The organism is Streptomyces sp. DF42 (genome assembly GCF_058267695.1).
On the sequence record NZ_CM177859.1, the window covers coordinates 4,182,356 to 4,206,181 of the forward strand.

Consider the following 23,826-nt stretch of genomic DNA (forward strand, 5'->3'; position numbering starts at 1 on the left):
AAACGGCGGATCCGGGTGTCATGGAGGAGAGAGGGAGGCCAGGATGACCCATCCGATTCGGCTGTACATGTCGATGTCGCTCGACGGCTACATCGCCGGCCCGGACGATCGGCCAGGGCAGGAGCTCGGACGCGACGGGGGGCGGCTTTTCAACTGGCTCGATGATCGGGAGTCCGACGGTCCGAGCGGCCAGGTCTACCGCGAAGCCCTGGCGACCGGCGCGGTGATCTCCGGCCGTCGGACCTTCGAACTCGCCGGGCGCTGGCAGGGCGACCACCACGACGGCGTGCCGATCTTCGTCCTCACCCACCACGTGGACGACGGGGACGTACCGCCCGGCCACGCGCGTTTCGTCACCGATGTCGAGGCCTGTGCCCGCCAGGCTCGCGCGGCGGCCGGGGACCGACCGGTCATGGTCCATGGGGCGGGGGCGGCCCAAGCACTCCTGCGGGCCGGGCAGGTGGACGAGATGGAGATCCACCTGGTTCAGGTCCTCCTCGGGGACGGCCGAAGGCTGTTCGACCACCTGGGTGGTGATCACATCGAACTCGACCTCGTCCGACGGCTCGACGATCGAGACGTCACGCACCTGCGCTATCGGGTGCGCCGACCCGAGGTGGCCGCATGAAGACGCTCTTCGTCTCCTACCGCGTCACCGACCTGGACCGCTCGCTCGGTTTCTACACCGCCCTGGGCTACGTCGAGTTGGGCAGGGTCGACGGCGGCGACGGGAGTCGCCTGGTGATCCTCAAGTTCCCTGGCGAACCGGCGGCCTCGCTCGAACTGGTCCACCGCCCCGCCGGTGGACGCGTCGACGTGGGCAGCGGTTTCGACCACCTCGCGATCCAGGTGGAGCGGCTCGCCACCACCCTGGAGACGCTGACCGAAGCCGGCCTGAGGCCAGAACCCCTCCAGTACCCGGGCGGCCCTCACGGCCCGAAGACTTCGTGGCTCACCGACCCGGACGGTTACCGGATCGAGCTGGTGGAGTGGCCGCCCGGACATGCCGACGGCATCACCGCGGCAGACTTCTCCTGAGGCGGTCACGGTGAGTGGAGTGACGAAGCTCCCCAGCAAGGCCGATCTGCTCGGAGCACGCCGCGGTGAAGGGGTCGGAGATCCGCTCCCACCGTCGGCGCGGCGAACCCGTGGGGTCACAAGGCAATACAACTAGCCCACTGTCGCGAGCTTCCCCACGCCCTCGCTCGGCAGCCGCCGGATCACCAGCGCCATCAGCGCCGCCGCCGCGCACAGCGCGCCGGACGCGTACCAGACCATGTCGTACGAGCCGAAGACGTCGCGGGCGACGCCCCCGAGGAAGGCCACGAGTGCGGCGCCGACCTGGTGGGAGGCGAGGACCCAGCCGAAGACGATCGCGCTGTCGTCGCCGTACTGCTCGCGGCACAGGGCGACGGTGGGCGGGACGGTGGCGACCCAGTCGAGGCCGTAGAAGACGATGAAGGTCACCTGCTCGGTCCGGCCGCCCGGCCCGGTGCAGACCGACGCCGACTTCGCCATCCAGGTCGAGCGGGGCCCGGAGGCCCTGGCCACCGCCGACACCGTGATCGTCCCGGCGTCGTACGAACTCGGCCCGGTCTTCGAGCGGGGCGTCCTCACCGATGAACTGGCCGCCGCCCTCGCGCACATCCGCCCCGGCACCCGGCTCGCCTCCATCTGCACCGGTGTGTTCGTCCTGGCCGCCGCCGGCTACCTCGACGGCCGCCGCGCGACCACGCACTGGGCGGAGACCGACCAGCTGCAGCGGCTCTTCCCGCAGATCGACGTCGATCCGAACGTCCTGTTCATCGACGACGGCGACGTGCTGACCTCGGCCGGTGTCGCGGCCGGCCTCGACCTGTGCCTGCACATGGTGCGCCGCGACCACGGCACGGCCGTCGCCAACGACATCGCCCGCCGCACCGTCGTACCGCCGCACCGCGACGGCGGCCAGGCGCAGTACATCCACCGCCCGGTGCCGGAACCGCAGGTGGCGACCACTCGGGGAGCCCGCGCCTGGGCCCTGGGCCGTCTGCACGAGCCGATCCAGCTGCGGGACATGGCCGCGCAGGAGTCCATGTCGGTGCGGACCTTCACCCGCCGTTTCCGCGAGGAGGTCGGCATCAGCCCCGGCCAGTGGCTCACCCAGCAGCGCGTGGAGCGCGCCCGGCACCTGCTGGAGTCCAGCGACCTCACCGTCGACCAGGTCGCCCGGGGCGCCGGCTTCGGTACGGCCCAGTCGATGCGGCAGCACCTTCAGACGGCGCTCGGGGTGACTCCGACCAGCTATCGGCGCACCTTCCGGGACGGTGGCACGAGGGGTGCCGGAGGCGGCTCCCGCCCCGATCAGAACGTCAGCACTGCGCGTGCCACCCGTCCCGCCTCCGCGTCCGCCCTCGCCTTCTCGAAGTCCTCGACCGGGTAGGTCTCGGTGACCAGTTCGTCCAGCAACAGGCGGCCGGCCCGGTACAGCTCCGCGTAGACGGCGATGTCCCGCTGCGGACGCGAGGAGCCGTACCGGCAGCCCAGGATGGACTTGTCCAGGTACATCGAGGAGACGAGGAAGGACGCCTGCGCGGTCGCCGGAGGAACGCCGAGGAGGACCGCCTGTCCGTGCCGGTCCAGCAGATCGATCGCCTGCCGGATCAGCTCCACCCGCCCGACGCACTCGAAGGCGTGGTCGGCGCCCGTGGGCAGGATCTCCTTCACCCGCTGCGTCGAGGTCAGGAAGTGCGTCGCCCCGAACTGCCGGGCCACGGCCTCCTTCGCCGGGTTCGCGTCGACGGCGACGATCCTCAGCGCACCCGCGATCCGCGCGCCCTGGATGACGTTGAGCCCGATGCCGCCGGTGCCGATGACCAGCACGCTGTCCCCGCGGTCCACGCGGGCCCGGTTGAGCACGGCGCCCACCCCCGTCAGCACCCCGCACCCGATCAGCGCTGCGGACGGCAGGGGAATGTCCTTGGGAATCCGGATCGCCTGCACGGCCTTCACCACGGTCCGTTCCGCGAAGGCCGAGTTGGAGGCGAACTGGAAGACGGGCCGCCCGCCCTGGACGAACGGCTGCCCGGGACGCCCGATCGCCTGCCGGCACATCGTGGGCCGCCCCCGGTCGCACTCCGCGCACGCACCGCAGTTGGCGAGCGTGGACAGCGAGACATGGTCACCGGGGACGACATGCGTGACGCCGGCACCGACGGCCTCCACGACCCCCGCCCCCTCATGCCCCAGCACCACGGGAACGGGGAACGGTATGGTCCCGTCCACCACGGACAGGTCGCTGTGGCACAGCCCGGCCGCCGAGATCGCGACCTGCACCTCCCCCGGCCCCGGATCCCGGACCTCCAGGTCGTCGACCACCTCGACCCGCTTGCCGTCGAACACCACACCGCGCATCAGACGCCCCCCTTGGGATCCCTGGGCAGGCCGAGCACGCGCTCGGCGATGATCGTGCGCTGAATCTGGTCCGAGCCGCCGTAGATCGTGTCGGCCCGGGAGAAGAGGAACAGGTACTGCGTCGCGTCGAGTTCGTACGGCGACGCGAGTGACCAGTCGGCCGGACCGACCGCGGCCGCGGCCCCCCGCACCTGCATGGCCAGCTCCCCGAGCCGCTGATGCCAGCCGCCCCACAGCAACTTGGCCACACTGGGCGCCCCGGCGCCCCCCGAACTCCCCAGCGTGCGAAGGGCGTTCCACCGCATGACGCGCAACTCCGCCCATTGCCGCACGAGCCGCTCCCGTACGACGGGATCCCGCACGGCGCCGGACCGCACGGCCGCCCGCACCACCCGGCCCAGCTCCTCGGCGAACCCGATCTGCTGGGCCAGCGTGGAGACCCCCCGTTCGAAGCCGAGGAGACTCATCGCGACCTTCCAGCCGCCGCCCTCCCCGCCGACGACATGCTCCACGCGCGCGCGTGCCCCGTCGAAGAAGACCTCGTTGAACTCGCTCGTGCCGGTCATCTGCCGGATGGGCCGGACCTCGACGCTCCCCGGCTGGTCCATGGGCACGAGCAGAAAGGTCAGCCCGTGGTGCCGCTGCGAGCCGGACTCGGTACGGGCCAGCACGAAGCACCAGTTCGCCTCGTGCGCCAGCGACGTCCAGATCTTCTGGCCCGTGATCCGGTAGTACGCCCCCTCCCGCACGGCAGCGGTCCGCACACCGGCCAGATCCGAACCGGCACCGGGTTCGCTGTATCCCTGGCACCAGAGCTCGTCACCGGCGGCGACGGGAGGCAGGAAGCGGGCCTTCTGTTCGTCCGTGCCATGGGTCAGCAAGGTGGGCGCGAGGAGGTTCTCCCCGATGTGGCCGGAGCGCGGGGGCGCGCCCGACCGGGCGTACTCCTCGGCCCAGGCGACCTGCTGGGTGAGCGTGGCGATCCGATTCCCGTAACCGCCTTCGGGCCAGCCAAGCCCGATCCAGCCGGCCTCACCCAAGGTGCGCTCCCAGACGCGCCGATCCTGTCCGGCCTCGGCGTGCTCGAAGAGCCACGCCCGAGCCTCGGCTCGAAACTCCTCATCCTCCGCGGCACATCCGAAGTCCACGGGGTCTCCTCCCAGCGCCGGTCACAGCAACTGCCCTCAAGGGGCGCGGGGAACCGCGCGACCAGCCACGACAGGCCCGCACCCGCCACACAACCCGCACACCCCGAGTTATCGGGCGTTCGGCCGAGCCCCGTCCCGCGCCGCCTTCTCCATGGCCTCCAGTCGCGACAGCATCGGCATCGGATCCACCCCCACCGTCCCCGGCAGGAACTCCGCGATCCGCTCGGGCGTCCACCCGCCGGAGGCGTACGCGGCACGCAGCTCCCGAGGCTGCGCCCACACCGCGATCTTCGGTCCCGCGATCGTGTAGACCTGCCCGGTGATCGCCTGCTCCCTGGCCCGGTCCGACAGCAGGTACACGACCAGGGCGGCCACGTCCTCCGGCTCTCCGATCTCCGCCAGCTCCATGGGAACGTTCGCCGACATCCGCGTACGGGCGACGGGCGCGACCGCGTTGGCGCTCACCCCGTACTTGTTCAGCCCCAGGGCCGCACTGCGAACGAGCGAGATGATCCCGCCCTTCGCGGCGCTGTAGTTCGCCTGCGCGACCGACCCCTGATGATTGCCGCTGGTGAACCCGATCAGGGTCCCCGCCCGTTGCCCCCGCATCACCGCCGCGGCCGCCCGGAACACCGTGAACGTGCCCTTGAGATGCGTGGCCACGACCGGGTCCCACTCCTCCTCGGACATGTTGAACAGCATCCGCTCGCGCAGGATCCCGGCCACGCACACCACACCGTCGAGGCGTCCGTACGACGAGACCGCCACGTCGACCACCCGCTGCCCGCCGGCCATCGTGGAGACGTCGTCGGCCACCGCGACCGCCTCACCGCCCGCAGCCTCGATCTCCTTGACGACGGCCTCGGCGACCTGGCTCGTCGGGGAGGCCCCGTCCATCGCCACGCCGTAGTCGTTGACGACGACCTTCGCTCCCTCGGCCGCCGCGGCCAGCGCCACCGCGCGGCCGATGCCCCGCCCGGCGCCCGTCACGGCGACGACCTTGCCTGCCAAGAAGTTCCCCACGCCCGGCCCCTTCCCGCGGTTTCTGACGGACCGTTAGATTGTATGACCCGTCAGATACCTGGAGACAAGCCCCGGGGAGGACCGATGTCACAACCCATGCCAGGGCCGCCGCCACGGCCCACACTCCATCCGGAGTTCCACGCCATCGCCAAACGCGTGAACAACTGGGGGCGTTGGGGCACCGACGACGAGATAGGCACCCTCAACCTGATCACCGACGAGGTCGTCCGGGAAGCCGCCGCGACCGTCCGCACCGGCCGCCGCATCCCCCTCGCCCTGCCCCTCAAGCAGGACGGCGTGCAGACCGGGATGATCCCGGGGCGGGTCAATCCGCTGCACGCGATGGTGCAGATCAACCAGGAGCTGTTCGGCCCGGGGACGGTGGCGTGCAGCGACGACGCCGTGACCATGGGGCTGCAGGCCGCCACCCACTGGGACGCGCTGACCCACGTCTCGCACTCGGGCCGCCTCTACAACGGCCGCCCCGCGGCCACCATCACCCCGCACGGCGGTGCCGAGTTCAGCGGCATCGACAAGGCCCGGCACGTCGTCTCGCGCGGGGTACTGCTGGACGTCGCACGCGCGCGTGGCGTCGACCGGCTGGAGGGCGGGCACGCGGTCACACCCGAAGACCTGGAGGCCGCCGAGGAGATGGCCGGCACGCGCGCGCGTGCCGGCGACATCGTGCTCGTACGGACCGGACAGATCCAGGTCTACCTCGCCGGGGACAGGGACGCGTACGGCTACCCTTCACCCGGCCTGTCGGTCCGTACGCCGGAGTGGTTCCACGCGCGCGATGTCGCCGCCGTCGCCAATGACACCCTCACGTTCGAGATCTTTCCGCCCGAGATCGAGGACCTGTGGCTACCCGTGCATGCGCTGGACCTGGTGGAGATGGGGATGCTGCAGGGCCAGAACTGGAATCTCGAAGAGTTGTCCACAGCCTGTGGACAACTGGGCCGGTACGCATTCCTGCTGTCGGCGATGCCCGAACCCTTCGTCGGCGCGACGGGGACTCCGGTGGCCCCCGTCGCCGTCCTGTGAAGGCCGTCGGCCGGCGGCGCGGTGCTCCCGCCCCGAGCACGGCACCACACACGCCGCCGGCCGACTCCGGCGCACCCTCCCCCACTCTCGACCTCGGTCGAGCGGGGAGGCCCCCATCGACCCCTCTTGGCCCTGAGGGAGCCGACGCCGAATCACGACTCGCACTCGTCGAGGGCTCCCGTCACCGAAGCCCCCGTCGTCCCCTCACGGCGAATCGCTGACCACAAGCGTGATCAAACGGACACGACGCGTCAACACCCGTACGGGGATTTATTACTTAAGCCCTATTTGCCGTGGGCGCGCACAGAAGCACATCCCGGCGCATCACTCCGCGCCGATCGCGGCCTGACAGCGGTTTCTGCACCCCTACACCGCGGCTGACGGACCTTCGGCGCCTGTGCGCCGGTCACACCGCCTCGAACGCGAGCCCTTCGTACGCCGGAGCGCCACCCATGCAGGCCTCCGCGGCCTGACGGGACTGTGCGCAGCGGTCGAGTTCGCACCAGATGCGCTTGCCCGCGCCCTCGGGGCTCCAGCCCCAGCGGTCGGCCAGTCCGTCAACGAGGGCGAGGCCACGGCCCCCGGTCGCGTCGCCGTCGGCACACCGGGGCACGGGAGCCCGGTCGCTGGTGTCGGCCACCTCAAGGCGGACCGTGGCCGACTCGCCGGCCACGCCCGGCAGGGACAGCCTCAGGACAGCAGGACAGCCGGTGTGCACCACGGCGTTGGTGACCAGTTCGGAGACGAGCAGGATCAGCGTCTCGGCGAGCGGCTCGTCGACCTCTATCCCGGACCCGGCGAGGCGGGAACGCGCCCACTTCCGGGCCCGCCCCACCTCCGCGGGGTCGGGCCGGACTTCCAGCTGCACCTGAAGCACCTGCACCGCTCACACCATCCGAACCGGCGGACACATGACCTCACGCCACGCGCGCGCCGCGACGAGGGCCACGATCGTAGCCATTTTCTGCATGACCAGGACAACAGCCCGTGCAGAGCCCAGAGCCAGGGTCACGGAACGTGAATCCCTTACGAGACAGCATGGTTGACGTACAGTCACCCCAACAAGCGCTTCGGGCATATTCCAGCGTGAAGGAGTACCCGTGCGGCATACTGTGCGACGCTCGTTGCGGGGAGTCGAACAGGCCGGTTCCGGCATCACCCCAAGGGCAACACCGGCACGACTCGCGCTCGGAACCACTCGCATCCCACAGAAGGTACCGGAGCGGGACGCCGACTCCAGGACGTGACGGGTCACGCATAGGACACAACCCGGTATCAACGCTCTGTAATTCCGGTATGCCACAATCCGCGACATCCGCGAGGGCCGCTTCCGCGACATCCCAGGCCGGCGCCCCTCAGGTCACCAGATCGGCCGCGAGCAGCTCCTCACTCTCCGTAGTGCCACCGCCACGTTGCGCCCGCACCCATGCCCGCTTGAGAAGCAGATGCACCTCGCATTCCCAGGTGAAGCCCATGCCGCCGTGCACCTGGAGGCAGTCGCGGGCGCCGCGCTCGGCGGCCTCGTCGGCCAGCAGCCGGGCCGCGGCGATGTCGGCCCGGTCGGCGGTGACGGCGGCCGCGTAGACGGCCGCACGGGCCAGCTCGGTGCGCACGAGCATCTGCGCGCACAGGTGCTTGACGGCCTGGAAGGCTCCGATCGGCTGCCCGAACTGCTCGCGGGTCCGGGCGTGTTGCACGGCCAGTTCGCACGCGCGCGCGGCCGTGCCGAGCTGCTCGGCCGCGGTCAGCAGGACGGCGACGGGATCGGTGCGGGCCGGAGCGGGCACCCGGTGCAGGGGCGTGAGCGGATCGACGGACTTCACGGGTACGGCCCCCTCGGCCCCCTTCCGCACGACGTCCGCCTCGGCGAGCCATTCCACGAGCCTGCCGTCGGCAGCCGCGACCACCGTCTCGCCGGAGGCCGCCCCCGGAACCTCCCCGGCCGCCAGATGGGTGGCGACCAGCGGCCCGGGCACCGACGCCCGCCCCGCTTCCTCGAACACCAACACGGCCTCCGGCAACCCGAGTCCGACCCCACCGTCCGCCTCGGGCAACCGCAGCGAGAAGACCCCGAGCTCCCCGAGGACCCGCCACAGCCCACGATCAAGGCGAGGCTGAAAGGCGCCGGGATCCGCAACGCCGCTCAGGGGCGCGGGGCTGTCACCTGTGCGGCTCCGCCGCGTGGGCGCGACCAGCCACGCCGAACCGTCGGCCGCGCGACGACCGATCGCGGCTCGCACGGCATCGCGCAACTCCCGCTGTGTCTCGTTCAGTTGAAACCGCACGGTCACCTCCCCTTCGGCAGTCCCAAAACCCGCTCGCCCACGATGTTCCGCTGAATCTGCGACGTACCCGCCGCGATCGTGTACGACAGCGCCGACAGCCGATCGGGCATCCACGGCCGCTCCAGATCCAGCGAGTCCGGCCCAAGAACCTCCGCCGCCGCGTCGTACAGCTCCTGCCGGGCGTGCGAATAACTCAACTTGAAGACCGAGCCCCCCACTCCCGGCACACCGCCGGAGGCCTCCGCCTCGCTCACGTTCCACTGCGTCAGCCGCCACAGGGCCCGGAACTCGGCGTTCAGCCGGCCCAGCCGCCGCCGGAGCGCGGAGTCGGCCCAGCGCCCGTTCCTGCGTGCCTCGGCGGCGAGTTCGCCCAGCACCCGCCGGCATGCCACGACCTCGCCCACGAAGGCCGTGCCGCGCTCGAAGGACAGCGTCACCATCGTCACGCGCCAGCCGTCGTTCTCGTCCCCGACCCGGTTCGTCACCGGCACGCGCACGTCGTCGAGGAACACCTCGGCGAACTCGGCCGACCCGGCGAGGGTCCGCAGCGGCCGTACGGTGATCCCCGGGGCGTTCATCGGCAGGGCGAGCCAGGTGATGCCGCGGTGCTTTCGCGCGTCGGGATCCGTGCGGACCAGCAGCTCGCACCAGTCGGCCACTTCGGCGTGCGAGGTCCAGATCTTGGACCCGTTCACCACGTAGTCGTCGCCGTCCCTACGCGCGCGCGTGCGCAGTGCCGCGAGGTCGGAACCGGCGTCCGGTTCGCTGAAGCCCTGGCACCAGGCCTCCTCGCCGCGCAGGATCGGCGGCAGCCAGCGCGCCCGCTGCTCGGGCGTTCCCTCGGCGGCGATGGTCGGCCCGGCGTGCAGCAGCCCGACGAAGCCCGCACCCACGTAGGGTGCGCCGGCCTTCTCGGTCTCCTCCAGGAAGATCAGCCGCGTGGTCGGGGAGGCGTCCCAGTGGACGTCGGCGTACCCGGCGTCGTACAGCATCCGCTGCCAGCCGAGGTCGTAGGCCCGGCGCGCGGGCCAGTCGTCCGGGGACGGCTTCGGTGGGAGCGTCGGCAGCACCTCGCCGAGCCACTCCCCGAGCCGCGCCCGGAAGTCCTCCTCCTCGGGCGTGTACGAGAGGTCCATGGGCGGGGCTACTTGTCGAAGTCCAGGTCGAGCATGCGGATCGCGTTGCCCCGCATCAGCTTGTAGACCGTCTCGTCGTCGAGGCCCTTCACATGGTCGAGGGCGACCTCCTTGGTGTGCGGGAAGGTCGAGTCGACGTGCGGATAGTCGGTCTCGAAGGTGGCGTTGTCCCGGCCCACCACGTCCAGCGAGGCGACCCCGTGCTTGTCGCGGAAGAAGCAGCAGAAGATCTGCCGGTAGTAGTACGTCGACGGGGGCTCCGGGACCAGGTCCCGCACCCCGCCCCACGCCCGGTGCTCCTCCCAGACGTCGTCGGCGCGTTCCAGGGCGTACGGGATCCAGCCCATCTGCCCTTCGGAGTAGGCGAGTTTGAGGCGCGGGAACTTCACCAGCACCCCGCTGAACAGGTAGTCCATCATCGAGGCCATGGCGTTGTTGAAGCTCAGCGACGCCTGGACGGCGGGCGGCGCGTCCGGGGAGGCGGCCGGCATCTGCGAGCTGCTGCCGATGTGCATGTTGACGACCGTCCCGGTCTCCTGGCAGACCGCGAAGAACGGGTCCCAGTAGCCGGAGTGGATGGAGGGCAGCCCGAGGTGGGTGGGGATCTCGGAGAAGGTCACCGCCTTCACCCCGCGCGCGGCGTTGCGCCGGATCTCGGCGACCGCCAGGTCGATGTCCCACAGGGGAATCAGACACAGCGGGATCAGCCGGCCCCCGCTGTCCCCGCACCACTCCTCCACCATCCAGTCGTTGTAGGCGCGCACACAGGCCAGCGCGACCTCCTTGTCGTGCGCCTCGGCGAAGGTCTGTCCGCAGAAGCGCGGGAAGGAGGGGAAGCAGAGACTGGCCTCGACGTGGTTGAGGTCCATGTCCTCCAGGCGCGCCCTGGGGTCCCAGCAGCCGCGCCGCATCTCCTGCCTGGTGATCCCCTCCAGGGTCATCTCGTCGCGGTCGAAGCCGACGGCGGCGATGTTGCGCTTGTACGGGAACTTCAGGTCCTCGTAGATCCACCAGTCGGTCGGCTGGCCCTCCGGATCCATGGTGATCCGGTATTTGCCGGCGACGTAGGCGAGTTCGCCGATCCCGGCGGTGAGGGCCTGTGGGCCGCGGTCGCGGTACTTCTGGGGCAGCCAGGTCTCGAAGAGGTGCGCGGGTTCGATCACATGGTCGTCGACGCTGATGACGCGGGGCAGTTCGGTCATGGTCCCCTCCACCTGGTACCGACCAGTTTCTGATGGTTCGTCAGATCTCGATACGCCTAGCAGGCTAGCCCCACCCCCCTGGACCGACAAGGCGCCGAGCCCTACGCTCTGCCCACGATCTGACTGTCCGTCAGCTCGGTCTCAGCTCCATGTCAGCTCCATGCCAGCTCCACAAGGGGGCCGCCGTGAACGACACCGCCCACGCGCTCAGCTCGTCCCGCACCCTCTGGGAACTCCTCGCCCGCCGCGCCGACCTCACCCCGGACCACCCGGTCCTCCTCCAGGACGACCGCTCCCTGAGCTTCGGCGAGCTGCGCGCGCGCGGCGAGCGCGTGGCGGCCGGCCTGTACGACATGGGCGTGCGCCCCGGCACCGTCGTCGCCTGGCAGCTGCCCACCCGCATCGAGACGGCCCTGCTGTCCTTCGCGCTGGCCCGCCTGGGCGCCGTACAGACGCCGGTCATCCCCTTCTACCGGGACCGCGAAGTCGCCTTCGCGCTGCGGGAGTCGAAGGCCGAGTACTTCGCCGTGCCCGGCGAGTGGCGCGGCTTCGACCACACCGGGATGGCGCGGCGGCTGGGGGCGAAGGGGATCTTCGAGGCGTACGACGCTGCCGGCCTGCCCGACGGTGACCCGGCCGTGCTGCCCGCCCCGCCCTCCGACGGCACCTCCGTGCGCTGGATCTACTGGACCTCGGGCACCACCTCCGACCCCAAGGGCGTCCTGCACACGGACCGTTCGCTGATCGCGGGCGGCTCGTGCCTCGCGCACGCGCTGCACCTGTCGGCGGACGACGTGGGCTCGATGGCCTTCCCGTACGCGCACATCGCCGGCCCGGACTACACGGTCATGCTGCTGCTGTACGGCTTCCCCGCGGTGATGTTCGAGCAGTTCGCACTGCCGGACGCCCTGGAGGGCTACCGCCGGCACGGGGTGACGGTGGCGGGCGGGTCGACGGCGTTCTACTCGATGTTCCTCGCCGAGCAGCGCAGGCAGCCGGGGGTGAAGGTCATTCCCTCGCTACGGCTGCTCGCGGGCGGCGGGGCGCCCAAGCCGCCGGAGGTGTACCACGCGGTCGTACGGGAGATGGGCGTGCAGCTCACGCACGGGTACGGCATGACCGAGGTGCCGATGATCACCATGGGTGCGCCGGACGACACCACGGAGAACCTGGCGACCACGGAGGGACGGCCGCCGGAGGGGATGGAGATACGCGTCGTGGGCGGAGAGGTACGGCTGCGCGGGGAGGCCGTCTGTCCGGGGTATCTGGATCCCGCGCAGACCGCGGAGGCCTTCGACGCGGAGGGGTTCCTGCGGACCGGTGACCTGGGACACCTGACCGCGAGCGGGCATCTGGTGCTCACCGGCCGGCTCAAGGACGTGATCATCCGCAAGGGCGAGAACATCTCGGCGAAGGAGATCGAGGACCTGCTGGCCGCCCACCCGGCCGTCGGGGACGTCGCCGTGATCGGCCTGCCGGACGCGGAGCGCGGGGAGCGGGTCTGCGCGGTGGTGGAACAGCCGCCGGGGGCCGACGGGTTGACGCTGGCCGCCGTCACCTCGTACCTGCGTGCGGAAGGGCTGTCCGTGCACAAGCTGCCGGAGCAGCTGGAGGTGGTGGACGCCCTTCCGCGCAACGACACGCTGCGGAAGGTGCTCAAGTACAAGCTGCGCGAGCGCTATTCGGGGACCGTGACCGAGAGCTTCATCCAGGGACCGTGAAGGCAAGGCTCATTCAGGGACCGTGAAGTAGCGGGCGAACGCCGGGACGACCTCCGCCTCGCCGACCCTGCCGTCGCCGTCGGCGTCGAGCGCGGCGGCGGAGGCGAGGGCGATGTCCTCGCTCACACCCAGGATTCTCAGTACGCGCGCCATGTCCTCGACGGTGGCCGCTCCGTCGCCGTCGGTGTCGGCGATGTCGAGGGCCGCGTGCAGGAAGGGGCGGGCGATCTCCGCGAACCGGTCGGGGTTGTCACGCAGGCGCTTGACCGCGCCGTACACGAACTCGTCCCGGTTGATGCGCTGGTCGCCGTCCCGGTCCGCTATGCCGGCCATGCCCTGCCAGAACGCCTCGGCACCCGCGTACAGCGCCTGCCCCTTGTCGGAGCACGCCGCGGTGCCGAACTCGGCGAGCAGCGCCTTGGCCGCTCCGCTGAAGTCCTCGCGGTCGATATAGCCGTTGCCGTCCTGGTCGAAGGTGGCGAACCGGGCGGCGATCCTGCGCTCGTACTCGCTGCTGACCATGTCTCTTCGAGCCGCCTTACTCACGTCGGGGTCTATCTGGACGGAGCGTACGACGCGCCGGGCCCTCCAAGCGCGGGAAAGCGGCGCTTGTGCCAAGACCGAGGGAATTTTGCGACAACGATGTGGCAGAAGCCTCCCGGCGACGCTACGCGGAGACCGGGCCGGGGCCTGTTGCGAAAGTGGCGTCTGCCACGCCGCTTTCGCGACAGTCCCTCTAGGCGGAGAGCGGGTCGGCCTCTTCGGCGACGGCGTCCTCCAGGTCGGCGTACACGTCGAACAGGCGGCGGACGCCCAGCGCGCCGAGGACGCGGTTGACGTGGGAGCCGTCGACCGCGCCCTGCGCCGGGAGGATCAGACGCAGGCGGCCCTGGCAGGAGCGGATCAGCCGACGGGAGGCTATGAGCACTCCGACGCCGCTGGAGTCGCAGAAGAACACGTCGTCGAGGTCCAGCACGAGAGAGTGCCGCCCCTCGGCCACCGCGTCATGCACGTGCTGCCGCAGCGTCGGCGATGTCACGAGATCCAGTTCGCCGGACACCCGGAGCACGGCCCATTCGCCCTGATCGACGCAGGTCACTTTGAACGTCACCACCATGCCCTTCGCTCGCCGGAACCCCGTAACCGGAAGCCGTACCTTCGCTTCCTTGCAGCGCGGCTGCCCAGCGGCCGTTCCCTGAAACACGGGGCCAAAAACGGAAACCGATCAGAAGAGGCTTGTTTTAGTCGTCTTCGATCCTGTTCGATCAAATCTGAACCAGGGTAGGTGACCGTCCCCTATCACCTGAGGTCGGCCAGGGGGCGCCCATTGCGACAAAGGGGCGTGCGCTGTCAGACGTGCCGACTACATTCGAGGAGACGGTGGACGCAGACTGGGCCGAGGCACGGGCAGGGGTGAGGGAGCCGGATGGCGAAGAAGGACACACCGCCCCGCTGGGACCGCAGGATGCAGCAGCGACTCGCACGCGGTGAGGCGGCCGCCCTCGGCGAGCTGTACGACCGGTTCGCCTCCCTCGTGCACGGCCTCGCCCACCGCGTCCTCGGCGACGAGCGCGCGGCCGACGGCATCACCCGCGACGTCTTCGCGCACGTCTGGGAGCACCCCGAGGCGTACGACCCCCGGACGGGCCCCCTGCGGTCCTGGGTCGCCACCCTGACGCACCGCCTCGCCGTGCAGCGACTGCGGGCCACCGAGACCGCCGCCCTGGCCCAGGGCTCGGGCGGTTCCGCCGAGGACCTGGAGCGAAGGGTGCGCCGCGCCTCGGTCGCCGCCCGCGCCGACTACATCGTGCAGTCCATGCCCGTCCCGCTGCGGGCCGCCCTGGAGCTGGCCTACTTCCAGCGCCGCGACTACCGCCAGACCGCGGTCGACCTCGGCGTCACCGAGGACGAGGCCCGCCGCCGGCTCCGCCTGGGCCTGCAGCTGCTGTCCACCGCCCACGACGCCGCCGCACCCGGGTCACCTCCCCGTTACGGGGGTGCGGCGTGAACGACGGCAGCGCGGACCGCTTCGGCCACGAGGGATTCGAGGACAGGGACAGCACGGACGACAGGGACAGCCAGGACGGCAAGGACGGCAAGGACGGCAAGGACGAGAGGAACGGCGACTGGGAGAGCAGGGGCGACGGGATCAGGGGCAAGGACGGGCAGCAGGAGGGATACGGTCCGGACGGTCCCGCGAACGGCGGCGGCCTCGGCCAGGACTCCGACCGGCCGCCGCGCATACCCATGCCCCGCGCCTCCGTCGAGGACGGCGGCCGGCTGCTGCCCGCGCCGGCGGCCCTGGGGGACCCGGCGCCGCAGCCCGCCCCGCTCGTCCTGGAGCATCCCGTGCTGAAGTCCCTCCTCGGCGCGTGGGCGCTGGCCGCCTGCTCGCCGGACGAGACGGCGGCCGTCGAGGAGCACCTGGGCGACTGCGGCAGCTGCGCCGACGAGGCCCTGCGGCTGCGCGAGGCGGTCGGCCTGCTGCACCCTCCGGAGAGCCTCGACCTGGACCCGGCCCTGCGCACCCGGGTCCTGGACGGCTGTCTCGACCGGCGCCCGCCACGCATCCCGGTGCCTGAGTGGGCGGCTCCGTACGACGCCGAGACGGCGCGCCTCGACGCGCTGCTGCAGGACATCGGGGACGCCGAGTGGCACGCGCCCGTGCGGCTGCGCTGGTTCGAGGGCGAGGGCCCGACGAGCCGCCGTACGACGGTCGCCGGGGTCATCGCCCATCTGCTCACGGTCGACGGGCTGGTCGCGGTCGCCCTCGGCCTGGACGACCCGCTGGGCGACGTCGCCGCCGAGGGCCCCACCCCGGGGGCCCGCACCGAGGCGTACTGGCGCACCTCGCACTTCCCGCCGACCCGCTCCGTCCGGGCGCCCTGGCGCGACCAGAGCCACGACCTCGTGCGCACGGTGTCCTTCGCGGGCGGCAGCTCGGGCTCCGCGCGGCTGGCGGTGTCGTACGGCGAGTTCGAGCTGCCGCTGCACGACGCGATGCTGGACCGGGCCTTCGAGTGCTGGGTGCACGCGGAGGACATCGCCGAGGCGGTCGACTACCCGTACGAACCGCCCTCCGCCCGTCATCTGCACCGCATGATCGACCTCGCGGCCCGGGTCCTGCCCGCCACGCTGGCGCAGCGGCGGCAGACGGGCCTTGCCTCGCCCACCCAGGGACGCCACCTCGTCTCCGCCGGCGGACCCGGCCGCAGCCTGCGCCTGGAGATCGAGGGCTCCGGCGGCGGCGAGTGGCTGATCCCCCTCGACTCCCCCGGCGCGGTGGGCTCCGCCGAGCACGAGGTCGCCCATATCGCCCTGGACGGCGTGGAGTTCTGCCGCCTCGCAGCGGGTCATGTATCGCCACAGGAGGCGGCGGCGGGGCAGGTCGGTGACCGGGAGGCGATCAGGGATGTGCTGTTCGCCGCGGCGAGCTTGAGCCGTATGTAGGGGTGGGTTCGGTGTCGTCGGCGGCTGCGGGTGCGTGAGGGGTGTTCGCGCAGTTCCCCGCGCCCCTGAAGGCCTGCAGTGAAGCCGCGTAGGGGCGCGGGACCGTTTCCGTATGCGGCTTTGCCGCGGGGGCGCGCCCAGCCACGAACAACCCGCAGCCGCTGACGAACCCGAACTCCCGGGCTCCTAGGCGAACACAACCGTCCGGCGCCCGTTGAGCAGAATCCGCCGCTCCGCATGCCATTTCACGGCCCGGGCCAGCGCCTGGCACTCCACGTCCCGCCCGATCGCGACCAGCTGGTCCGGCGTGACGTCGTGCCCCACCCGCTCGACCTCCTGCTCGATGATCGGCCCCTCGTCGAGGTCCGCGGTGACGTAGTGGGCCGTGGCGCCGATCAGCTTGACGCCCCTGGCGTGCGCCTGGTGATACGGCTTCGCGCCCTTGAAGCTCGGCAGGAAGGAGTGGTGGATGTTGATGATCCGCCCGCTGAGCTGCTTGCACAGGTCGTCGGAGAGGACCTGCATGTAGCGGGCCAGCACGACCAGTTCGACGTCGTTCTCGCGGACGATCTCCAGCAGCCGCGCCTCCGCGTCGGCCTTCGTGTCCTTCGTCACCGGAACATGGTGGAAGGGAATGTCGTACGACCCCACGAGCTCGGCGAAGTCCGTGTGGTTGGACACCACCGCCGCGATCTCCACGGGCAGCGCACCGATCCGCGCCCGGAACAGCAGGTCGTTCAGGCAGTGCCCGAACTTGCTGACCAGCAGCACGATCCGCATCCGGTCCTCGGCCCGGTTGATCTGCCAGTCCATGTGGAAGGCGTCGCCGATCGCGGTGAAGCTCGCCCGCAGCTTGTCCACCGAGACCGGCGCCTCCGCCGAGAAGTGGACGCGCATGAAGAACAGACCCGTGTCGTGGTCGCCGAACTGCTGGCTGTCCTCGATGTTGCAGCCGGTCATGAAGAGATAGCTCGACACGGCGTGCACGATGCCCTGCTTGTCGGGGCACGAGAGGGTGAGGACGTACTGATCGGCGAGGGTCGCCGCGGCTCGGGTGGACTGGTCGGTCATGCAGGACAGGGTCCCATAAGCGTGCCCACGTGCGGACCGGAGTCCGCTACGCGGAACGCGTCATGATCCGCAGCACCTCAAGGGTGCGCGGCGGAACGTCCGGGTCCTCCCCGTCGGCCGCGGCCAACCGCACGTGCGCGTCCCGGGCCGCCCGGACCGCCTCCGGCCAGGCCTGGTTCTCGACGTACGCGGAGACCGGGGCGTCGGGCCCGACCTGGTGCATGATCCGCAGCACCCGCAGCACGGCGGTGTCGACGAGGGCCGCCTCCTGGGAGTCCCGGAAGATCGTGCCGACGTACTTCTCGGCGGACCAGTTGTCCAGCCAGGTGTCCTCGACCAGGCGGTACACGGCGTCGGTGACGTCCCCGTACCCGTCGAGGCCCGCCAGCCAGACGTTCTGCTGGAACGCCGGGTCGGAGAGCATGTGCAGCGCGGAGCGCACATTGCTGCGCCAGCGCCACCACGGCATGTCGTTCTGTGGCATGCCGCCCATGGTGGAGGAGCGACGGCCGCGACGGGAAGAGTTCTCCGAACCTTGCACGGTCACCGATCGTACGTTCTTCGGACCGGGCGCCTCACCGACCCCCGCAATTCACCTCCAGGTCACTGATCAGTAACCGAGGGTCACCCCCAGGTTGGCGATGTGCGGGAAGCGTGTGCATACATGACCGGCAGGCGACGCATCCGCAGTACCTCCCTCCCCCTACGTATCCGGCCACTCAGAGCCACCGCTTTGTCGGTGGGGGCTCTGGCCGCGTGTATGTCACTCGCCACCGGTTGCGGGGTCGTCCCCGGTACCGCGGAGAGTTCCGGGGACGACTCGATCACGGTCATGACCTGGGCCCCGGAGCAGACCAGCGCGACCAACAAGCCCGGAATGCCCGCCTTCGCGAGGGCCTACGCCCGCTGGATCAACGCCCACGGCGGCATCAACGGCCGCAAGCTGAAGGTCCTGACCTGCGACGACCACAACGACAGCCTGGCCGCCGCCAAGTGCGCGACCTCGGCCGTCAAGCACAACGTCGTCGCGGTCGTCGGCTCCTACAGCCAGTACGGCGACTCCTACCTCCCCACCCTGGAGAGCGCCGGCATCCCCTACATCGGCGGGTACGGCGTCACCACCTCCGAGTTCACCAGCCCGCTGTCCTACCCCGTCAACGGCGGCCAGCCCGCCCTGCTGGCCGGCCTCGGCAAGGGACTCGCCGGGAGCTGCGGCCCCGTGGCGCTCATACGGCCCGACAGCATCACGGGCGACGAGCTGCCCGCCATGCTCGACGCCGGCCTGAAGGCGGCCGGGCACGTGGCCGCCGTCGACCAGCGGGCGGCGGACGACACCACCGAGTACTCGGTTCCGTCGCAGCGGGCGCTGGCGGCCACGACCGGAAAACGGCTGAAGAGGGGGTGCGTGATTCCCGCGCTCGGGGATCGCACCGACACCTTCATGGACTCCTTCCGGCGCGACCGCGAGGGCTACCCCGCCGTGAAGACCGCCGCCACGCTCGACAGCGTCGACCAGACGGTCATCAACGAGTCCGGCGGCCGGTCGGGGCCGTACGAGGGGTCGTACGTCACCGGCTGGTACCCCGTGGCGAGCGACCCGCGCTGGGACGCCATGAAGAAGGTGATCCAGGAGGAGGCCTTCGGCGACAACCGCATCGACGCCGCGGATGCCGGGGTGCAGACGACCTGGATCGCCTACACCGTGTTCAAGGACGTCGTCGCCTCGCTGGGCGACGGCGACGTCACCTCCGGCACCGTGCGCAGGTCCCTCGACAACGGGCTGAAGGTCAGCACCGGCGGCCTCACACCGACGCTGCAGTGGTCCTCCGAGAGCCCGCTCGCCGCCATCGGCTTCTCCCGCCTGGTCAACGCCAACGTGACGCTTCAGGTGGTGCGCCAGGGGCAGCTGGTGGCGGCGACGCGGAAGGGGTTCGAGGACGCGACGAAGACGCTGGAGACAGCGGACGTGAACTGAGGTCCACGTCCGCGGCCCTCAGAGCTGGGTCGGCTGGCGCTGGGTCAGGCCGTACGTCTTCGCGATGGCGTTCCACAGCTGGGCCGCCCTGACCTTCTCCGCACTGGCCGTGCCGCTGGAGCGGTTGCCCGCCTGGGTCTGGCCGGTCGGGCGGGCCTGGCCCTTCTTGCAGCCCTTCTTGCCGCCGACCTGGTCGGCCCAGGCCGCGTAGTGGTTGTCGGCCGCCGCGGACGCCCGCCACGCCTTGGTGAGCGAGGCGGTCAGCGCGTCGTGGTTCGGGAGCCTGTCGACGGACAGGCCGGACAGCCGGGTGACCAGCTGGGTGCGCTGCCTTGCCGCGTCGCGCAGGTCGGAGGCCGCCTGCGTCTGGTTCTTGCATCCCTTCACATCGGCCACCGCCCGGATCACCGAGGCCCGGCTGTCGCCGCTGTCGGCCAGCAGCTTGTCCAGGGCGACGGCCTGCTGCTTCGCCGGATCGGCGGCGGGCGAGGCGGAACCGTCGGTCGCCGGGGCCGTGGCCGAGACGTTCTGGTTCTTGTCCTTGCCGTCGTGGCCCCCACCGCCGCCGAGCAGCGCACCCGCGCCGACGCCGAGCACCACGATGCCGACACCGACGGCGGCGATCAGCGGCACCCGCGACTTCTTCGGGCCGCCGCGGCCGCCCCGGCCGTCGTCGCCCGGCGGGGCGTACGCGGGCTGGGGCTGGGCGTAACCGGGCTGGGGCGGGGCGTAGTTGGTCTGCGGGGGCTGCTGTTCGAAGCGCGGCATCTGCTGCGTGGCCGCGGCGGGGCTCTCGCTGCCCGGCCCGGTGCGGAACAGGTTGTCGAACTCGGCGGGCGGCTGCCGGTCCCCGCCCTGCGGCATGCCGTACGGCGCCCCGGCGGCCTGGCCGGGCACGGGCGCGATGAACTGCGTGGCCTCGGCGTCCGGCCCGGACGGGGGCGGGAACGGCCCGGCGCCGGCCTGCGGTGCGCGGCCCAGGAACTGCGTGGCCTCGGAGACCGATGCGCCTCCGCCCACCTCGGGGGGCAGCGGGCCCGGCGCGACGGGCGGAATGTACTGCGTCGCCCCCTCGTCCGCCGCTGCGGCCACCGGAGGGATGTACTGGGTGGCGCCCTCGTCCGCGACGGGCGGGAGGGGACCGCCGTAGGCACCGGGAGCGGCGGGAGCGCCGTAGCCGCCACCGGGGTCGGCGGGCGGCAGGGGCGCGGCCGGCCCGCCCTGTCCGGCGGTGGCGCCGTACGGGTGGGCGGGCGGCAGGGACGGGTTCGCCGGTGGCTGCGCTATCGCGGGCTGGCCGCCGTACGACGGAGCCGGGGCGCTGTCCGGGGGCTGCGCCCCGGACGGGCCGGACGCGGGCGCACCCCACTGGTCGGGGGTCTGCGGCTGCTGCCGGTCGGGGGCGCCCCAGGACTGGTCGGGCGGCGTGGGCCAGCCCTGGCCCGGCTGCGAGGCCGGTATCTGGTTCTGGTCGGGGCCCCACGGGGTGCCCCAGGCCTGGCCCCCGGTCGGAGCCGCGGCCGGGGCCTGCGGGCCGTCGTACGCGGCGGTCCGGCCGTCGTACGACGTGGTCTGACCGTTGTACGGGGCGGCCTGGTGGCCGGTGTACGAGTCGGCCTGCTGACCGTTGTACGAGTCGGTCTGGTGGCCGTTGTACGGGCCGGCCTGCTGCCCGGCGTGCTGACCGGGCTGCGGGCCGACCGGGCCCTGTTGTGCGGCCAGCATGCCCGGCAACAGCGGCTCGCCGCCGTCCGAGGGCAGCACGATGCCTTCGCGCGCTTCGCGCGGCGAGGGCTCCTCGCCCTGTCCACTCTGCGTCACCGGGACTCCTACGAATGGGGGACCTTCGGGATCGTCGGCTCACGCTACCGGGTCCCCCGAGCCGCGTGCCACGCAGCTCAGGGCACAAACCCCTTCCCTGTGACAGCAGTAACAAAACGGCTCCACAGACCGCTGTACATGTCACCCTTCCTGCCGGATCCCGCGCGGAAACCGGCCGTTTCCCGAGGATTCACCCACCGGAGGGCGTCCGTCCTCACGCCGCCACCTGCAGCTCCATGCGCGCCGCGAACTCCCGCACCACCGGCTCGTCCTGGAACGGCACCAGCCGCTGCTGGAAGTCCTCCAGGTACTCGGCACCCCGGTTGGAGCGGAGGGACTCAAGGAGTTCCACGGCTTTCAGGCCGGTGCTGCAGGCCTGTTCGACCTCGCGCTGCTGCACCTGAGCCGTGGCCAGCAGCACATATCCGATGGCCCGCCTGCGCGCCTTCGTCTCGGGAAGCACGGCCAGCGCCTCCCGCGCGCACCGTGCCGCCGCCTCGGCCTGCCCGAGGTCCCGGTGGCAGTGCGCCAACTCGTCGGCCAGGTAGGCCTCGTCGAAGTGCGCGATCCACGCCGGGTCGTCCCCGGAGGCGGAGTCGGCCCCTTCCAGCGCCGAGACCGCCCGCCCGGACGCCGTCTGGGCCGCCCGCGCGTCGCCCATCAACGCATGCCCGCGCGCCTCGGCCGCATGGAACATCGCCTCCGCGCGCGGAGTCACGCGCCCACGCGCCCCCTCCTGTGCCGCCCGCGCCAACTGCGCGATCTCACGCGGGTTTCCGAGCTGGGCCGCGAGATGGCTCATGGAGGCGGCCAGTACGTATCCGCCGTAGCCGCGGTCGCCCGCCGCCTGCGCGAGCCGCAGCGCCTGGATGTAGTACCGCTGGGCCAGGCCCGGTTGACCGGTGTCGATGGCCATGTACCCGGCGAGTTCGGTCAGTCGGGCCACCGCCGCGAACAGATCACGCCCCACGGCCTCCCGGTACGACCCCGCCAGCAGCCCCGAGACCACGCTGTTGAGGTAGTGCACGACGACCGGGCGCACATGCCCGCTGCCGTACTGATGGTCCAGATCCACCAGCGCCTGCGTCATCGCGCGCACGGCCGCCACGTCGGACTGCCCCACCCGCGGGCCCGCCGAGCGCGAGACCTGCGAGTCGGGCGAGGAGATCAGCCAGTCCCGGCTCGGCTCGACGAGCGCGGACGCGGCGACGGACGAGCCGGACAGGAAGTCCCGGCGCCCCACATCACTGCGCCACAGCTCACAGACCTGCTCGATGGCGCCCAGTACGGTCGGCGAGAACTGGAGCCCGACGCCCGAGGCGAGGTTCTTGCCGTTGGCCATACCGATCTCGTCGATCGTGACCGTGCGGCCGAGTTTGCGGCCCAGCGCCTCCGCGATGATCGCCGGGGCGCGCCCGCGCGGCTGCTGTCCGCGCAGCCAACGGGCCACGGACGTCTTGTCGTAGCGCAGGTCGAGACCGTGCTCGGCGCCGCACATGTTGACCCGGCGGGCGAGCCCGGCGTTCGAGCACCCCGCCTCCTGGATGAGCGCCTGCAACCGTTCGTTCGGCTGTCGTGCGACGAGAGGCCTTGCGGCCATGGCGTACCCCCTGGGACCAACCCCTGAAGCGAAAAGATCCGGCCGTGAAGATCAATGCCCCGCCGAGACGCGTAAAATGCGAGGGTTGCGCGGATTGCAGGGGTAAAGGCTGATGCCGACCCCAGAGGTGGCTACCCAGCCCACGACGAGGTTCCCCCTGCGCGCCCCCGCACATGCATCCATGCGCCCCGGATGCGGAATCGATGCTCCTCCCCCGCGCGCGCTGCCCCCGTAACCCGAGGTGGGTGCGGGAGTTGAGTTCATCGTGGAAGAGACGATCGCCGGCCCCGAAGCCGTTCAGATTCCGAAGCAGCGCGGGGAATCGCTGCAGGAGACCGCCGTACGCTACGCCGAGGAGCGCCACTGGGACGTCTTCCCCGGCACCTGTCTGGAGGCCGTCGACGGGGTGCAGCACTGCTCCTGCGGCGACGCCGGGTGCGCCGCGCCCGGTGCGCATCCGGCGCGGGAGGACTGGGCGTCGCAGGCCACGGGCAGTGCGACCGTCGCCCGCCGGATGTGGCAGAAGCAGCCGAGGGCGTCGATCCTGCTGCCGACGGGGCGCACGTTCGACGCGATCGAGGTGCCGGAGACCGCGGGGTTCCTCGCCCTGGCGCGCATGGAGCGCATGGAGTTGACGCTCGGCCCTGTGACGTTGACGCCGGATCGCCGGATGCACTTCTTCGTGCTGCCCGGTGCGGCGGTCAAGATCCCGGACCTGGTGCGGAAGCTGGGCTGGTCGTTGTCGTCGCTCGATCTTGTCGCACTCGGCGAGGGGGCGTTCGTGGCCGCGCCGCCCACCCGGTACGGCTCGCGGGGTGCCGTCCAGTGGGCCTGCCGTCCCACCCACGCCAACCGGTGGCTTCCCGACGTCGAGGAGTTGCTCTCCCCGCTCGCCTACGCCTGCGGACGCGACCGCTGATCCTTCCCTCCGGAGAGCAACCCCCTAGGGTTTCCCGC

Annotated in this window: 22 protein-coding genes and 1 pseudogene; 9 read left to right on the forward strand and 14 right to left on the reverse strand. The window is 71.4% G+C overall.

Annotated features, from left to right (window positions below; translation table 11 throughout):
* Nucleotides 1-43: 43 nt before the first annotated feature.
* The gene (locus tag ACYUED_RS18915; RefSeq protein WP_491293457.1) at nucleotides 44-628 is read left to right on the forward strand and encodes a dihydrofolate reductase family protein; all 585 of its coding nucleotides are present in this window, start codon (nucleotides 44-46) and stop codon (nucleotides 626-628) included.
* Nucleotides 625-1,038, forward strand: coding sequence for a VOC family protein (locus ACYUED_RS18920; protein WP_491293458.1), 414 nt, complete (start codon nucleotides 625-627; stop codon nucleotides 1,036-1,038). Before ACYUED_RS18915 ends, ACYUED_RS18920 begins: the two co-directional genes overlap by 4 nt.
* Before the next feature lie 132 nt (nucleotides 1,039-1,170).
* On the opposite strand, the pseudogene ACYUED_RS18925 reads toward ACYUED_RS18920, so the two are convergent.
* Nucleotides 1,171-1,464: pseudogene (locus ACYUED_RS18925) on the reverse strand (MFS transporter); the annotation flags it as partial.
* Here ACYUED_RS18925 and ACYUED_RS18930 point away from each other — a divergent pair.
* Complete coding sequence (locus ACYUED_RS18930) at nucleotides 1,457-2,422, forward strand: GlxA family transcriptional regulator (protein ID WP_491293459.1); 966 nt, start codon at nucleotides 1,457-1,459, stop codon at nucleotides 2,420-2,422. The pseudogene ACYUED_RS18925 and the gene ACYUED_RS18930 overlap by 8 nt on opposite strands.
* Here the strand turns inward: ACYUED_RS18930 and ACYUED_RS18935 are convergent.
* From ACYUED_RS18935 to ACYUED_RS18945, 3 genes are all read right to left on the reverse strand, one after another.
* Nucleotides 2,344-3,393: a Zn-dependent alcohol dehydrogenase gene (locus ACYUED_RS18935; RefSeq protein ID WP_491293460.1), complete on the reverse strand. Its 1,050-nt coding sequence runs from the start codon at nucleotides 3,391-3,393 to the stop codon at nucleotides 2,344-2,346. The two genes, ACYUED_RS18930 and ACYUED_RS18935, sit on opposite strands and share 79 nt — an antisense overlap.
* On the reverse strand, nucleotides 3,393-4,541 hold the full coding sequence (locus tag ACYUED_RS18940) for an acyl-CoA dehydrogenase family protein (protein WP_491293461.1): 1,149 nt from the start codon (nucleotides 4,539-4,541) through the stop codon (nucleotides 3,393-3,395). The genes ACYUED_RS18935 and ACYUED_RS18940 overlap by 1 nt, the downstream gene beginning before the upstream one ends.
* Before the next feature lie 108 nt (nucleotides 4,542-4,649).
* Nucleotides 4,650-5,564: an SDR family NAD(P)-dependent oxidoreductase gene (locus tag ACYUED_RS18945; protein WP_491293462.1), complete on the reverse strand. Its 915-nt coding sequence runs from the start codon at nucleotides 5,562-5,564 to the stop codon at nucleotides 4,650-4,652.
* Between the two features lie 84 nt (nucleotides 5,565-5,648).
* On the opposite strand from ACYUED_RS18945, the gene ACYUED_RS18950 reads away from it, so the two are divergent.
* Nucleotides 5,649-6,608, forward strand: a complete 960-nt coding sequence (locus ACYUED_RS18950; protein ID WP_491293463.1) for a cyclase family protein — start codon at nucleotides 5,649-5,651, stop codon at nucleotides 6,606-6,608.
* Between the two features lie 406 nt (nucleotides 6,609-7,014).
* Here the strand turns inward: ACYUED_RS18950 and ACYUED_RS18955 are convergent, their stop codons facing one another.
* The 4 genes from ACYUED_RS18955 to ACYUED_RS18970 all read right to left on the reverse strand — a co-directional run bounded on the left by ACYUED_RS18955 (nucleotide 7,015) and on the right by ACYUED_RS18970 (nucleotide 11,231).
* Nucleotides 7,015-7,476 (reverse strand): ATP-binding protein, encoded by a 462-nt coding sequence (locus ACYUED_RS18955; protein ID WP_491294323.1) that lies wholly within the window; start codon nucleotides 7,474-7,476, stop codon nucleotides 7,015-7,017.
* A 487-nt stretch (nucleotides 7,477-7,963) separates the two neighbouring features.
* Nucleotides 7,964-8,893: an acyl-CoA dehydrogenase family protein gene (locus ACYUED_RS18960; protein WP_491293464.1), complete on the reverse strand. Its 930-nt coding sequence runs from the start codon at nucleotides 8,891-8,893 to the stop codon at nucleotides 7,964-7,966.
* Nucleotides 8,894-8,895: 2 nt separating this feature from the next.
* On the reverse strand, nucleotides 8,896-10,029 hold the full coding sequence (locus tag ACYUED_RS18965) for an acyl-CoA dehydrogenase family protein (RefSeq protein WP_491293465.1): 1,134 nt from the start codon (nucleotides 10,027-10,029) through the stop codon (nucleotides 8,896-8,898).
* 8 nt (nucleotides 10,030-10,037) lie between these two features.
* Nucleotides 10,038-11,231, reverse strand: coding sequence for an amidohydrolase family protein (locus ACYUED_RS18970; RefSeq protein WP_491293466.1), 1,194 nt, complete (start codon nucleotides 11,229-11,231; stop codon nucleotides 10,038-10,040).
* Between the two features lie 185 nt (nucleotides 11,232-11,416).
* On the opposite strand from ACYUED_RS18970, the gene ACYUED_RS18975 reads away from it, so the two are divergent.
* Nucleotides 11,417-12,952, forward strand: a complete 1,536-nt coding sequence (locus tag ACYUED_RS18975; RefSeq protein WP_491293467.1) for a class I adenylate-forming enzyme family protein — start codon at nucleotides 11,417-11,419, stop codon at nucleotides 12,950-12,952.
* 9 nt (nucleotides 12,953-12,961) lie between these two features.
* Here ACYUED_RS18975 and ACYUED_RS18980 read toward each other — a convergent pair whose 3' ends face one another.
* Entirely contained in the window at nucleotides 12,962-13,474 is a 513-nt protein-coding gene (locus ACYUED_RS18980; RefSeq protein WP_491293468.1) for an EF-hand domain-containing protein, read from the reverse strand.
* Nucleotides 13,475-13,688: 214 nt separating this feature from the next.
* Nucleotides 13,689-14,069: an STAS domain-containing protein gene (locus ACYUED_RS18985; protein ID WP_491293469.1), complete on the reverse strand. Its 381-nt coding sequence runs from the start codon at nucleotides 14,067-14,069 to the stop codon at nucleotides 13,689-13,691.
* Nucleotides 14,070-14,378: 309 nt separating this feature from the next.
* On the opposite strand from ACYUED_RS18985, the gene ACYUED_RS18990 reads away from it, so the two are divergent.
* Complete coding sequence (locus tag ACYUED_RS18990) at nucleotides 14,379-14,960, forward strand: sigma-70 family RNA polymerase sigma factor (RefSeq protein WP_491293470.1); 582 nt, start codon at nucleotides 14,379-14,381, stop codon at nucleotides 14,958-14,960.
* A gap of 233 nt (nucleotides 14,961-15,193) precedes the next feature.
* Nucleotides 15,194-16,402 (forward strand): zf-HC2 domain-containing protein, encoded by a 1,209-nt coding sequence (locus ACYUED_RS18995; protein WP_491294325.1) that lies wholly within the window; start codon nucleotides 15,194-15,196, stop codon nucleotides 16,400-16,402.
* 186 nt (nucleotides 16,403-16,588) lie between these two features.
* On the opposite strand, the gene purU is transcribed toward ACYUED_RS18995, so the two are convergent.
* Both purU and ACYUED_RS19005 read right to left on the reverse strand, forming a co-directional pair.
* The gene (gene purU / locus ACYUED_RS19000; protein WP_491293471.1) at nucleotides 16,589-17,473 is read right to left on the reverse strand and encodes a formyltetrahydrofolate deformylase; all 885 of its coding nucleotides are present in this window, start codon (nucleotides 17,471-17,473) and stop codon (nucleotides 16,589-16,591) included.
* A 46-nt stretch (nucleotides 17,474-17,519) separates the two neighbouring features.
* A complete protein-coding gene (locus ACYUED_RS19005; RefSeq protein WP_266516508.1) occupies nucleotides 17,520-18,020 on the reverse strand; it encodes an SCO4402 family protein in 501 nt (166 codons plus the stop codon).
* Between the two features lie 117 nt (nucleotides 18,021-18,137).
* Between ACYUED_RS19005 and ACYUED_RS19010 the strand changes: the two genes are divergently transcribed.
* Nucleotides 18,138-19,448, forward strand: a complete 1,311-nt coding sequence (locus ACYUED_RS19010) for an ABC transporter substrate-binding protein (protein WP_491293472.1) — start codon at nucleotides 18,138-18,140, stop codon at nucleotides 19,446-19,448.
* Nucleotides 19,449-19,466: 18 nt separating this feature from the next.
* Here ACYUED_RS19010 and ACYUED_RS19015 read toward each other — a convergent pair whose 3' ends face one another.
* Nucleotides 19,467-21,269 (reverse strand): hypothetical protein, encoded by a 1,803-nt coding sequence (locus tag ACYUED_RS19015; protein WP_491293473.1) that lies wholly within the window; start codon nucleotides 21,267-21,269, stop codon nucleotides 19,467-19,469.
* A gap of 214 nt (nucleotides 21,270-21,483) precedes the next feature.
* A complete protein-coding gene (locus tag ACYUED_RS19020; protein WP_491293474.1) occupies nucleotides 21,484-22,869 on the reverse strand; it encodes an NsdA family TPR-like regulatory protein in 1,386 nt (461 codons plus the stop codon).
* 265 nt (nucleotides 22,870-23,134) lie between these two features.
* On the opposite strand from ACYUED_RS19020, the gene ACYUED_RS19025 reads away from it, so the two are divergent.
* Nucleotides 23,135-23,788, forward strand: a complete 654-nt coding sequence (locus tag ACYUED_RS19025) for a bifunctional DNA primase/polymerase (protein WP_491293475.1) — start codon at nucleotides 23,135-23,137, stop codon at nucleotides 23,786-23,788.
* Nucleotides 23,789-23,826 lie beyond the last annotated feature (38 nt).